10 protein-coding genes are annotated in these 13,238 nt (G+C 68.2%); 6 read left to right on the plus strand and 4 right to left on the minus strand.

The features are described from left to right. Positions 1–111: 111 nt before the first annotated feature. Both ACESMN_RS08040 and ACESMN_RS08045 read right to left on the minus strand, forming a co-directional pair. Complete coding sequence (locus ACESMN_RS08040; protein WP_373053078.1) at positions 112–639, minus strand: hypothetical protein; 528 nt, start codon at positions 637–639, stop codon at positions 112–114. 16 nt (positions 640–655) lie between these two features. After that, the gene (locus ACESMN_RS08045; protein WP_373053079.1) at positions 656–829 is read right to left on the minus strand and encodes a YecA family protein; all 174 of its coding nucleotides are present in this window, start codon (positions 827–829) and stop codon (positions 656–658) included. A gap of 155 nt (positions 830–984) precedes the next feature. Here ACESMN_RS08045 and ACESMN_RS08050 point away from each other — a divergent pair, with 155 nt between their 5' ends. The 4 genes from ACESMN_RS08050 (at position 985) to ACESMN_RS08065 (ending at position 9,355) form a co-directional block, all read left to right on the plus strand. Further along, positions 985–2,529, plus strand: coding sequence for a TIGR02677 family protein (locus ACESMN_RS08050; protein ID WP_373053080.1), 1,545 nt, complete (start codon positions 985–987; stop codon positions 2,527–2,529). Next, the gene (locus ACESMN_RS08055; protein ID WP_373053081.1) at positions 2,529–3,782 is read left to right on the plus strand and encodes a TIGR02678 family protein; all 1,254 of its coding nucleotides are present in this window, start codon (positions 2,529–2,531) and stop codon (positions 3,780–3,782) included. The genes ACESMN_RS08050 and ACESMN_RS08055 overlap by 1 nt, the downstream gene beginning before the upstream one ends. 204 nt (positions 3,783–3,986) lie before the next feature. Further along, a complete protein-coding gene (locus ACESMN_RS08060; RefSeq protein ID WP_373053082.1) occupies positions 3,987–8,117 on the plus strand; it encodes a TIGR02680 family protein in 4,131 nt (1,376 codons plus the stop codon). Next, positions 8,114–9,355: a TIGR02679 family protein gene (locus ACESMN_RS08065; protein WP_373053083.1), complete on the plus strand. Its 1,242-nt coding sequence runs from the start codon at positions 8,114–8,116 to the stop codon at positions 9,353–9,355. The genes ACESMN_RS08060 and ACESMN_RS08065 overlap by 4 nt, the downstream gene beginning before the upstream one ends. 149 nt (positions 9,356–9,504) lie before the next feature. On the opposite strand, the gene ACESMN_RS08070 is transcribed toward ACESMN_RS08065, so the two are convergent. Beyond that, on the minus strand, positions 9,505–9,840 hold the full coding sequence (locus ACESMN_RS08070; RefSeq protein WP_373053084.1) for a hypothetical protein: 336 nt from the start codon (positions 9,838–9,840) through the stop codon (positions 9,505–9,507). Between the two features lie 180 nt (positions 9,841–10,020). Further along, entirely contained in the window at positions 10,021–11,577 is a 1,557-nt protein-coding gene (locus tag ACESMN_RS08075; protein ID WP_373053085.1) for a UPF0149 family protein, read from the minus strand. A 434-nt stretch (positions 11,578–12,011) separates the two neighbouring features. On the opposite strand from ACESMN_RS08075, the gene ACESMN_RS08080 reads away from it, so the two are divergent. Together ACESMN_RS08080 and ACESMN_RS08085 are read left to right on the plus strand one after the other, a co-directional pair. Continuing rightward, entirely contained in the window at positions 12,012–12,371 is a 360-nt protein-coding gene (locus tag ACESMN_RS08080) for an MbcA/ParS/Xre antitoxin family protein (protein WP_373053086.1), read from the plus strand. Between the two features lies 1 nt (position 12,372). Next, positions 12,373–13,119 carry an RES family NAD+ phosphorylase gene (locus ACESMN_RS08085; protein ID WP_373053087.1) on the plus strand — a complete coding sequence of 249 codons (747 nt, stop codon included), beginning with the start codon at positions 12,373–12,375 and terminating at the stop codon, positions 13,117–13,119. Positions 13,120–13,238 lie beyond the last annotated feature (119 nt).

Consider the following 13,238-nt stretch of genomic DNA (forward strand, 5'->3'; position numbering starts at 1 on the left):
GGCCCACTAGGGGGCCACGCGCGCCCCCTGCCCTCCATGGCCCACAAGGTGTGGCCCATAAGGTGGGTGTCTTGCAGCGGGCGCTGATATCGCCTTCCCTGGTCCGAGGGCCTATCCGCCGATTGATCGCTCCGCAACGGTGCCCTCCATGACCTCACTCGCCTTGTGATAGGCCGCCTCGTCGCGGCCATGCACCAGCACGACCCAGAAGCCGCCCTTCAGTGCATCCTCAACGATCGCTGCGAGCCGTGTCTTCTCGACATGAAGGCCGGTGATGGCACCGGCCATGCCCCCGATCGCCGCTCCATATCCCATCACGATCAGCGGCGCCACCACGGGAGCGGCCGCAAACAGCATGGGCGCCATCAGGCCAATGGCACCGGCACCAACAGCGCCGGCGCCACCCCCTGCCGCCGTGCCGGCCACGGTATCCTTCACGATCTGGTCGCGCGTACCGCCGGATTCCGGCTCGATATCTTCACTGACCGCATCATTGGTTTCAGGGGCCTGATCCGGCGTGATCAGCCGGACTTCCGACGCATCGAACCCCGCTTTGATGAAGGCTTGATAGGCCTTCTCTGCAGAATCCTGGTCAGCGTAGATCCCGGCCAGTTCATGGTTGAAATCATACGATTCCATCGTGGATACCTCCTTTTCAGGTCTCATCAACAAGGTGGGTCTCTCGTAGTGTATGCCGCTTCTTGCCACTGCCGCAGGGGCACGGATCGTTCCGGCCCGCCTTCGGGCGCTCCAGGGCATGTCGTCGATGACGCGAACCGGGGGGTCGGACCAGCACAAGCTCCTGTTTTCGCAAGAAAACAAGTGCCATTTCGACCCGGATTCGGCCCTTGAACGGCCATTTTGGGGGGCAAAAACGGCCCTCGAGGAAAACACCGTTACCGACCGTCCCGGGAGCCGCTGCCGTTTTCCAACCGGCTTGCGGGCTCGTTATGATGGCAGCCTTGTTCCGGCCCCAGAGACGGCATGTCCTACAGCACCTTCAGCCACCTCGTCGCCGACAAGGCGGCGCTGTATCGGCGCATCATGGCCACCTTTGTCGAAGCCAAGGCGCATTTCACCGTGCACCTGCGCCCGGAAGACGTCTGCGAGCGCTCGGGTATCCAGCCGCTCGAAGAGGTACAGGCAGCGCTGGCGCAACTGGTGCACTGGGGCAATCTCGAAGCGGACCCCGACACCTCCCGCGTCACCAGCGTCGAGGAGTTCTACCGTGCGCGCTTCCTCTACCAGCTGACGCGCACCGGCGAGGCAGCCGAGCAGGCGCTGCAGGTATTCGACCGCGAACTCGGGCGCCGGGGTGCACTGCAGGCGGTTGCGCTCGACGATATCCGCATGCGCCTGCGCTCCCTGCTGGAACTGTCCCGACAGGAGCGCCCCGACGCCACGCAGACGCAGCTGCTGCTGCGCGACCTCACGCATGTCTTTTCCGATCTTGCCGAGAATGCCCGGGCGTTCATGAGCGGCCTTTCGCGCACCCTGGAACTGCGCGGCGACGACCAGGAGGCGTTGATCGCGTACAAGGAGCGGTTGATCGGATACATCGAGCGCTTCATTGGCGATCTGGTGACGAGCTCCGCCGAGATCGCCGGCTGCATCCGCGCGCTGGACCAGGCTGAGACCGGCGAGCGCCCGATCGCGCCGCTGCTGCGGCTCGCGGTCGAGCGCGAACTGGAGGACCTGGCACCCGATCTTTCGGGTTCCGTCGACCCCGAGACGGCCCGGGGCGCCGAGCGGACGCGGGTCGCCGCACACTGGGAAGGCCATTGGGAGGGCCTGAAAACCTGGTTCCTGGACCGTCCCCAGCGGCGCTCGCAGGCGAGCCTGCTGCGCGCCCAGGCTCGGCGATCGATCTCGCAGATGCTGGAAGCGGTCCAGCGACTGAACGAACGGCGACTGGGGCGCAGCGACCGGTCGGCCGACTTCCGGGCGCTGGCCCGCTGGTTCCTGGAGTGCGCGGACGACGACCAGGCGCACCGACTCTGGCGTGCCGCGTTCGGCCTTGGCCCGGCACGGCACCTCGGCGTGGATGCGGAGACGCTGGCCGAATGGCGCGCGAACCCGGTCCCGCCGAACCAGTCCTGGCGCGACGCGCCGCCGCTGCGGATCAGCCCCCGCCTGCGCGCGACGGGCAGCTATCAGAAGCGCGGGGCCTTGCCGCGGCTGCAGCGCCGCGACCGCGAGCGCGCCTTTCTTGCCCAGCAAGTATCGCGCGAGGCTTCGGAGCTGCGTGCCGCCCGCGCCGCACTTGCCACCGGCGAAACGCTGCGGCTGTCCGAACTCGGACAACTGGAGCCCAACGCCTTTTCGCTGCTGCTGCAACTGCTGGGCGACGCCCTGGGCAGCGCCACAGACCCGGACCGGTCCATCGCGACGACCACCCGGGACGGCAGCCTGCAGATCGAAATGCAACCGCTGGGGCCCGAAACCGAGGCGGCCATTCACACCACAGCAGGCACGCTGACCGGGCGCGACTATCAGCTCAGGATCACCGAACTCGGGGCGCCACCCTGATGGCTGCGCTGCCCCAGCCGCTGCCGGATGTGCTCGAACGCGCCCGGGCCGAGGAACGGCAACGGGCGCTGCGGGCATTGCTGATGCACCCGCTGATGGACACGCGTCACTCCGCGTTCCCGCTGGTGCGGCGGCACCAGGGGCCGCTGCGCGAATGGCTCGCCGCCGAGACCGGCTGGCACCTGCAGGTGGAATCCGAGTTCGCCCGGCTGTACAAGCGGCCCGCCGACTTGCGCGACGGAACCCGCGGCGCCGCGCTCGGGACCGCAAGCCAGACCACCACCTTCAGCCGCCGGCGCTATGCCCTGCTCTGCCTGACCCTCGCCGATCTGGAGCGTGGCGACCAGCAGATTACGCTGGCCCGCCTCGGCGCCGGCCTGATCCAGGCAGCGGCCGATCCGGCTCTGGAGGCCGTGGGATTGCGCTTCCGCCTGGACCATCAGGAAGAGCGCCGCGACCTTGTCGCGACGGTGCGCCTGCTGCTCGAATACGGCGTGCTTACCCGTGTCGCCGGCGACGAGGAGGCCTTCGTCCGCGACCAGCAGGGAAACGATGCGCTGTACGACATCAACCGGCGGCTGCTGGCCGCGCTGCTGGTCAGCGTCCGCGGCCCCTCGCTGGTCGAGATGGAAGGACCGGTCGCCGATTTCGAGGAACGTCTTCAGGCCCTGACCGATGCCTTCGTGCCGGACACGCAGGAGGGCCGCAACCGCGCCCTGCGCCATGCCATCACCGCGCGCCTGCTGGACGACCCGGTCGTCTACTGGGACGAGCTCGGCGACGACGCCCGCCATTACCTCACGAGCCAGCGCGCTGCAATCACGCGACGCATTGCCGAAGCCACCGAACTGGTTCCGGAAATTCGTGCCGAAGGCATCGCGATGGTCGACCCGGGCCTGAACCTGACCGACCAGTCCCTCCCTTCCGAAGGCACCGAGGGCCACGTGACGCTGCTGATCGCGGCCCACCTGGCCGCGGCACCGGACGGGACCGCGTTCACCCTCGAGATGCTGGCCGAACAGGTCCGCCGCTGGCGCCCTCAGTACAAGGGCTACTGGCGGCGCTCGGCACTGGCGGAAGGCTCCGAGCGCGCCCTCGCCCGGCAGGCGGTCGAACAGCTCCGACGCCTGCGCCTGCTCGCCGTCGCGGACGACGGCCGGATCCGCCCCCTGCCCGCGCTTTCCCGCTTCGCGGTGGAGGCCGCGCGCATGCCGCAAGGCAACCCACTCGCGGAGGTCCCGAATGCGACCTGAGCGACCAGGAACGGACATCCGGACGCCATCCACCGGGTCCCATTCCACCCGTCGCAGCACGGCGGATGACGCTGCGCTCTTCCGCCCTACAACCTACCGTGGGCTCGCAGGGCGGAAACGACCGCAGGCCGTCGTCCACCATTCCCGCGCCTGTCCGGACGCCTTAAAGTCGGCATTGCCTGTGGGCTACGAGGGCCCCCCGCGATGACCGATCTCCCGCAACCCGGCAAGAGCCGGTGGCAGCCATTGCGCGCGGGCCTGGTGGAGCTCTTCTACTACGATTACGAGGAATTCCATTTCCACGATGGACGCCTGCTGCTGCGTGGCAACAACGGCACCGGCAAGTCCAAGGTGATGGCGCTGACCCTGCCCTTCCTGCTCGACGGCCGGCTGAGCCCGGCCCGCGTCGAACCCGACGGCGACAGCAGCAAGCGCATGGAATGGAACCTGCTGATGGGCGAGGGCGGCGAGCGCCAGGGCTACGCCTGGCTCGAGTTCGGCCGCCAGGGTCCCGGCGGCCCCGAGTTCCTCACCCTCGGTTGCGGTCTCAAGGCCGTCGCGCAACGCGGCGTGCGCTCGTGGTTCTTCATCACGCCGCAACGCGTCGGGGGATCGCTGTTCCTGGTCGAAGACGGCCGCACGCTCGGCCGCGACCGGCTGATTCAGGCGCTCGAGGCACGCGGCAAGTTCTACGATCAAGCCACGAACTACCGCAGGGCCGTGGATGAGCACCTGTTTCAACTCGGCACCGAGCGCTACGAGGCCCTTCTCGACCTGCTGCTGCAGCTGCGCCAGCCGCAACTGTCCAAGCGTCCGGACGAATCCCGGCTGTCCAACGCACTCACCGAGGCCCTGCGCCCGCTGGACTCGGCAGTCATCGCCGACGTCGCCGAGGCCTATCGCAACCTGGAGGCCGAGGCCGACGAGACCCGGGGACTCGAAGAGGCCCACCACGCGGTATCGGAGTTCCTGCATCACTACCGCCGCTATGCCGGGATCGCGGCGCGCCGACGGGCCGGTGACCTGCGCCGCAGCCACCGCGAATACGAAGACACCCGGGCCCGCGTCGGTCATCAGCGCAAGGCGCTGGACGAAGCCCGGCTCCGCGACGCCGAACTGGCCGAGAAGGAAGCGCTGAACGAAGCGGCCGTACAGGAGGGCGAGCAGCAGCGCCAGACCCTGCGCGACAGCCCGGCGATGCGCTCAGCCGAGGCTCTGCATGCGGCGGAAGACACCGCCCGCCAACGCCGCGCCCATGCCCGATCGCTGATCGGCCACCAGGCGCAGACCGCGCAGGAGCAGGCACGGCTGGAAGACGATTCGCGCGAACAGCACGCGATCGTCACCGAGGCATCGGAGGCGGCGCACCGCGCGCTGCAGGAGCTCGAATCCGTGGCGGCGGTTGCCGGCATCGCCGAAGCCCACGCCCTCACGCTCACGCGGCTGGGCCTGCCGGACAGCGCCGATGTCCCGCCGGAATCGGTCGAGCGCCAACTGCAGAACCTGCAAGAGCGGCGCCGTGAATCGGTCCGGCTCCTGCAGCAACACAACCGCGATCTGACCGAGGCGGAACGGCGGCTCGAAGCCGCTCGCGCGCACTGGCAGCAGCAGGTGGACGAGCAGGACCGCCTGACCCTGCTGCACCAGGAGGCTCGCGAAGCCGCCGAAGGCGCGGCGGACGCGTTGCTGCAGGCGTGGCGCGACTGCCTCACCGCACTGCAGGAACTGCGTCTGGAAGACACCGAAGAAACGCTGGCCCACCTCGCCGGCTGGGTACGCAGCCTGGAAGGTCCGAATCCAGCTCAGCAGCAGATCGAACTGCAGCGCGACGGCCGCTTTCGTGCAATCGCCGCGGATCGCAGCCGGCAGCAGAACGAACGTGACGCGATGAAACAGGCGCTGGAGGCGCTGGACCAGGAACGCCTGCACTTGGAAACCGGGGCCGAGATCGCGCCGCCCGTGCCCCACGTCCGGGACGACAGCCTGCGCGCCACGCGGGCCGGTGCGCCGCTCTGGAAGCTGGTGGATTTTCGTCCCGAGGTTGCGCCGGAAGCCCGCGCCGGCCTGGAGGCCGCGTTGGAGGCCGCCGGCCTGCTCGACGCCTGGGTTCTTCCCGGCGGAGAGGTGCTGGACCCACAGACCTGGGACACACTGCTCACCGCGGATCTGCCGGTGCCCGAGCGTGCGCTGAATGCGGTATTGCATCCCGCTGTCGACTGGCAGGTCTCCACAACCCAGCCGATCGAATCTGCCGACGTGGCCGCGATCCTCGCGCGGATCGGCCTCGGCGAGCGCTCGGAGCAGGCGCACTGGGTCGCCGAGGACGGCCGCTGGCGCCTCGGGCCGGCGCGGGGCGCCTGGGGCAAGGACGAGGCGCGCTACATCGGTCATGCGGCCCGCGAAGCGGCGCGGCAGGCGCGGCTCCGGCAGATCGCCCGGGAGGCGCAGGCCTGCCGCGACAGCATCGCCGGCACCGATGCGTCACTGCAACGTCTGGACCTGCGCGAACTGCGCATCCGCGAGGAGTGGCAGGGTCGGCCCGAGGACGGCGCGCTGCGTTCCGCGTACGCGGACGAGGCATCGGCACTGCGGGCGTTGGAGGCGCAGACCGAGCGCACGGAAGGGGCCCGCAAGGCACTCGACACGCGCAGCCGGGAAGCGAGTGAACAGCACCAGCGGCGCGACGAACTGGCCGCCGACCTGTCGCTGCCCAGCGCCGACGATCGGCTGGTGGCCGTTGGCCAGGCGCTCGATGCCTACGGCAACTGGGTAAGGGAACTGGGCCGTGGGCTGCTCGACCAGCGACGGGAACAGAGCCGCCTGGAGCGTGTGCTCGCGGCGTTGGAGCATGCCCGGGAGGCGGCAAGGAAGGCGACAGAAGACGCCGCGGAAGCCGAGCGCAACGCCCGCAATGCCGAAACCCAGCGCGACACGCTGCGCGAAACCATCGGTGCGGATGTCGCCGAACTCGAACGGCGGCTTGCCGAGGTCGAACGCCGACAGTCCGCCTTGAAAGGAGAATTGAAGGCGATCCGCCAGGAACAGACCGAGGCCGCGAGCCAGATCGGCGGCCTGGAGGCCAACATCGCCAACGGCGAGCAGCAGTTGGTCGACATCGGCGAGCGCCGCACGACCGCCATCCGCCGCCTGCGCGAGTTGGCCGAGGCGGGACTGGTTCCGATGGCGACGGCCGACCGGGTCAGCATCGAACCCGAACTCTCCTGGGCACCCGAGCCCGCCGTGCTGCTCAGCCGGCGGATGGAGCAGGCACTGGCCGACGTCGACGAAAGCGACGCCGCGTGGCAGCGTCACCAGAAAGGCCTGCACCAGCACTTCGCGGTGCTGCAGGGCGCGCTCGGACGCCACGGCCATGACGCCCACGTCGAGCAACAGGACGACCTGCTGCTGGTGCGCATCATCTTCCAGGGGCGCCACCAGGGGCCCGATGCGCTTGCCGCGCAGCTTGCGCGCGAAATCGAGCGCCGCCGTGAACTGCTGACTGCGAAGGAGCGAGAGCTCGTTGAAACCTACCTGCTGGACGAGGTCGCGAGCCACCTGCAGGAACGGCTGATGGAGACCGAGGCATGGGTCCTGCAGATCAACGGGGAACTGAGCCGGCGCCCGACCAGCACCGGGATGCGGCTGCGCATCCAGTGGCAACCGCGGGGTGAGGGCCAGGAGGCGGGCGGCCTGACCGCGCCGACGGGGCTCGATGTGACCCGCAACCGGCTGCTGCGCCAGAGCATGGATGCCTGGTCGGCCGACGACCGGCGTGCGGTCGGCGAATTCATCCAGGGGCGGATCCACGAGGCGCGCGAGACCGACAGCGCCGGCGCCCTCACCGACGTGCTGGAACGCGCGCTCGACTACCGCCACTGGCATCGCTTCACCGTCGAACGCTGGCAGAATGGGCGCTGGCGGCCCGCCTACGGCCCCGCCTCCGGTGGCGAGCGCGCGCTGGTGATCACCCTGCCCCTGTTCGCCGCGGCCGCCAGCCACTACGAGAGCGCCCAGCCCGAGGCACCGCGCCTGATCATGCTCGACGAGGTGTTCGCCGGGGTCGACGACGACGCGCGGGCGAAGAGCATGGGGCTGCTCGCGCAGTTCGACCTCGACGCGCTGATGACTTCGGAGCGCGAATGGGGCTGCTATCCGGAAGTGCCGGGCCTGGCGATCGCGCAACTGATCCGGCGTGAAGGCGTCGATGCGGTCTACGTGTCGCGCTGGCGCTGGGACGGGAGCCACCGCATCCGTGAATCCGATCCGCAGGCGCCGATGCAGGCCGCCGAACGCGGGAAACCGGTCGCCGGAACCGCCACCGAGGATCTTTTTTGACCCTCGACCCGGAACGGCTGCGGCGGCTGCTCGGTGGCCGCGATACGGAACGCCTGCGTCGGCGTCTGCGCGAGCGGTTGTCCCGCGGCGGTGCCGACACGCTGACACTCACCCGCAGTGCGCCGGAAGAGCGGGCCGCAGTGGAACGCCTGCTGGGCCGGTCCCCGCGCAGCGGCAGCAGTCTGCGGGTGTCGCTCTCGGAGATCGACGCAACCCTGGCGCGCGCAGGCATCGCCCCGGGGCTGCGGGAAGCGCTGGAGGCGCTGGATGGACCGATTCGCGACCGTTTCGCGGAACAGGAGGCCGAGGCGCAGCGCTGGCAGGGCCTGTACGATTCGGTGCGCGACCGTTCCGACCGGCTGGGCCTTGCCGCTTGGCTGGACGAACTCGCGGCACGTGGGCTGCTGAAGCGTCTGGCCCGCGGGAATCCCGATGCCGCGGCCACCCTGCTCGAGCAGAGCCTCGCGGTCCTGGAGAGGCTGCCGGACCCCGGGCTGAACCGCAGCACCCTGGCCGCACGCTGTCTGGGCGACGCCCACGGCCTGGACCCGGGCCAGCCCGTCGCTGCGCTGGTGCGCCGCGCCCTTTACCGTCACTGGCGCGGCGGCATTGGCGACGACCGACCGGACGAGCGCACGATCTGGGCGCACGCCGGCATCCTGGTCGGCGGCGACATCACCAGCACCGTGCTGGTCTACCAGTTGCCGGTGCAGAAGGATGCTCCCGGTTCCCAAATGCTGCGCATCCAGAACCAGGCCGGCGAGCCGGCCTACCTGACGCTGCGCCAACTGCTGCGCCACCCGCCGCAGTGGGATTGCCAGGGCCGCGAGATCTTCGTGTGCGAAAACCCGACCGTGGTCGCGGAAGCGACCGAGCGCCTGGGCACCCGCTGCGCGCCGCTGGTCAGCACCTGCGGACGACCCGGCGCCGCGGTGTGGCAACTCCTGGAGCAATTGCGCGATGCCGGCGCCCGGCTGCGCTACCGCGCCGATTTCGACTGGGCCGGCCTGTCGATCATGAACAGCGTGCTTGAACGCTTCGAGGCCCGCCCCTGGCGCATGGATACCGCCACGCTGCATCGGCACGCGCAGACCCCCGGTCCGCCCCTCGAAGGGCGCGGGGTCCCTACCACCTGGGACCATGGGCTGGGACCGGCTCTGGCGTCACGCGGCACCGCGCTGCACGAGGAGCAACTTCTCGAAGACCTGCTGGCAGACCTCGCCGCCCGGGAACAGTGAACCCATCCCCAAACATCTTCTCCCCCACATGAGGGGTTGCAGTGGGGGAACAGGACTTTGCCGGGGACAGTGCACACGCTTCTCTGCGTCCACCAGCAATGGCACGAGTTCAACCATCGGCAATGTCGGTTTACCGCCCCGGGAAAGGCCTATCCTGCTTTCCTCTGCAGATAGGCGCGCAGCAGCGAAGAGCTGATTTGCTGTAGCCGTTTGCCGGCAGACACTTCGTCGGCACCCCGAACACGGTTGCGCAGGAGTTCGACCATCGCCAAAAACGCAGCCCGCTTCGGAACCGGCGTGTCGACCCGGTCGTAGTGATGCAGCAGGCCCGGTTCCCGCAAGAGCAGCCAGGCAGGAAAATCGACAGGATCCAGCGGCTCCTCCAGCGCCGAGTAGGCTCCGGTCTGCTGAACCTGCCGCTCGACGGTGCCCAGGTCGAGCGGCGGAAGCCGACTGGCAACGGCCACGGTGTCTTTGGTGCTCATTCCTTGCCCTCGAGCAGACCCAGGAGTGCGCGTCGTGATCGGGGTCATGTCTCACATTCCCACATTTTTCCGGTCGGTGGGATCGCCGATTTGCTGCGGTGGATTTCCCGACCCCTTCAGACGTAGCAACGGGATCATGGTTGTTGGAATGTGAGACCTGACCCCAAGCCCTCTTGTTGCTCACGCCTTGTTCAGGCAGCACTTCTTGTACTTCTTGCCACTGCCGCAGGGGCAGGGATCGTTCCGGCCCACCTTCCGGTGCTCGCGGACGTAGGGCATCTCGTCGAGCAGGGGGAACAGATCATCCTGCCAGCCAAAATCGCCGGGCCCGAATGCGTCCTGCCCGATCCCAAGGCCGTCGCCCCCGGGATCGTCCTCCTGGAGCCCACCCCTCTCGCGCTGCCAGCGCAACTGGCGTTCGCGGATCTCGATGGGGTTGTAGAAAGAGAGAAAATGGGGGTGCTGGAATGGACGCGGGCGTGAACCGCTGAATGCCTGTTCCACCTCGGCGACGCCAAAAGGAACGCCGAACACACGCCCCTCGGCTTCGAAGGATCTGGCCAGATCCGTGAGCAGGGTCTGAAACCGTTCCCGCGGATGGTCGAGCAGCACCATTCCCGCGATCTCGACCACCGTCGTGTCCTCTTCCGGATCGGTGGTTCGGGAAGCCACCCAGTCCAGGACCTCCTCCAGACTTCCGTCCGCATCATCGACATACGAATCCGCCAGCCACTCCATGGCATACCCGCGAGCGATGGGATCCACCGCGGGATCACGGGCGATCTCGAGAAGCACCGGCCGGGCGAAGGCTCCCTTGCCCACACAGAGTTGTGGCCACTCGGGACTGATCCACTCCCACAGGAAATCCTCGGGGTGCGTACCCAGTCGCTTGAGTCCTTCGGCGAATGCGCGGCCGGCCGGCTCGCCGCGCAGCGCTCCGAGAATGTGCATCGCGTGAAGCAACGCCCACCAGGGATCGGGACTCCCCTCGACCCGCGGATCCCACATCGAGTCGTCGGCCAGCAGCGCGTGCAGGCGCGGAACCACCGTGTCTGCCCGACGTATGCATTCGTCGATCAGGATACGCGGTACACGGTCTTCCAGGTCGGTGAGCCTGGAGACCAGCTCATCGTCACTTGTCTCGGCGAGGTCGGCGTCAGGCCACAGCTCATGGAACGCATCCTCGTCGTTCAGATAGTCCCCCATCTCAAGGGTCGCAAACCGAAAGATCGCGATCTTGCGCACGGCAGGCGGGATCCGCGCCACGAAGTTTTCGGCGGCGAAAGGATCTGCAGACGTGGCGTCCTCGGTAATGAAGAGTCTGCGCACTTCGGGCCTGGCCACCGCCTGGATCAGCAGCACCGCCTTCGCCGCATCCACGTTCTCTTCGTGCCACTCGGACCAGGCCTCTTCGGCAACCGCGATCCCTTCGATGTACCCCTGGCTCCACCGCTCGGCCTCAGCTACCGACAACGGTGGCTCGAAGCGGAAGTTCCCGGCCAGCAGTGTGGCCCGAATCTCGGCCAGCGCCCCCTCCAGCGCCTGTCGCGCCGACTCCGGCAGTTCTTTCGGACCCGGGACGCCGAACCCCGCCTCCACGCAGTCCGCCAGCGGCATCTCCTCCGGCGTCAGCACGCAGGCTGTCAGAAACCCGTGCAGCGCGGTTTCCGTCTGCAGCGGCTCGACCGCGCGTGCCGCGAGTGCTCGAAGGTGGGGGATGAGTAACGCCATCGTCATTTGCTGCCTCCCTGTGTCCGACTCAATCCGCGTCCGGGAACAGTATGCCAATAGCGCTTTCTGCAGTCGCTGGCCGCGCTACGTGCAGTGACGCACGGATCCCGAAAAGACGGCTTGGCTACTCGGTGATTCGGTTTACGGGTTCCTCGGCTGGATCCTCGAGCCCCGCGAAGTCGCCCTCCGCGCCAGTGATGACCTGCAGACCCAGCCCTGGCTTCGTCTCCTCAGAGATATCGAAGCCCTTCCTACCGACATCCAGTATGTTGCCGCAAGCGGTCCAGGCCGACCAGGCTGCGCACGCAGTGGACACGCCTTCGGGCCCGCTGCCGCCCGACGGCCTCGAGGATGAACAGACCCGGATTCCGGGTGTGCGTTTTTACACGTTTCGTTGTATTATGTGCACTTAGAACATTTTATCGGGCGGGAGACCTACAATGACGACTGCGGCTGCTCTGGCTCCTGAGCGCACGGAGATCCTGCGCGAGGCGCTGGTCAATACCGGCAAGGCGCTGGGCCTGACCCAGGCGGAACTGGGCGCGGTGATTGGGCGCGGGCGCACGGACATCAGCAGGGGCAACATCGATCCGGACAGCAAGCCGGGGGAGCTGGCGTTGCTGCTGATCCGCTGCTATCGCGCCCTGTACGTCCTGACCGGAGGGGATGCCGGCGCCATGAAGCACTGGATGCACACGCGGAACCACCATACCGGGGGCGTGCCCGCCGAGCAGATCCGCTCGGTACAGGGCCTGGTGGGGGTGCTCGAATACCTCGACGCCATCCGGGGCAGGATCTGACATGCCCGATTGGGCGGCACGGGTCGACGCCGCGCCCCGGGTGATGCTGAAGGGAGAGGTCCTGCGTCTGGTCGAAAGCCAGGAGCAGGTGGCCACCAATCAACTGGTATCGTCGCTGGAACGCCAGGCGGTGCTGGAAGAGATGCTGGAATCGACCAAACCGCCGCTGCGTCCGGGCACCGAGCGGCTGCACTACCTGCTGGCGACGCCCTTTCGCTATCCGCCGCTACGCCATGGCTCGCGCTTCGGCCGGCGCCATGAACCCAGCCTGTTCTACGGGGCACTGGGCCAACGCACGGTGCTGGCGGAAGCCGCCTACTACCGCTTCGTCTTCTGGTACGGGATGGCAACCCCGCCGCCGCGCAAGCTCGACACCCAGCACACCCTGTTTGCCGCCCGGTACCTGGGGCGTGGCGGTATCCGGCTCCATCAGCCTCCGTTCGCGGACAGCGTCCCGCTGCTCCGGCACCCCGCCGATTACAGTGCCACCCAGGCATTGGGAACGGCGATGCGCGAGGCCGGCATCGACCTGTTCGAGTACCGCTCGGCCCGGGATGTGGAGGCAGGTCTCAACCTTGCGCTCTACCATCCGCGCCCGTTCACTCGAAAGACACCCACCCGGCAGGATGCCTGGCTCTGCCAGTTGACCGCCGATCACGTACGCTTCCTGAGAACCGGCGATGGCACGCTGCACGATTTCGCGCTCGAGCAATTTCGGTTCCGCGGCCGTCTGCCGCTACCCGCATGACCGACCGGGACGCCTCCCGAGCAGCCGGCCGCCGCAACAGATCCGGTGCCTGCCACGCCACCGTGCGACAAGCTTCTTCCTCCAGGCGGCTTCCAAGAGCGCGTCCCGCCACTTCCAGT

The organism is Thioalkalivibrio sp., assembly GCF_041690275.1.
Lineage (GTDB): Bacteria > Pseudomonadota > Gammaproteobacteria > Ectothiorhodospirales > Ectothiorhodospiraceae > Thioalkalivibrio.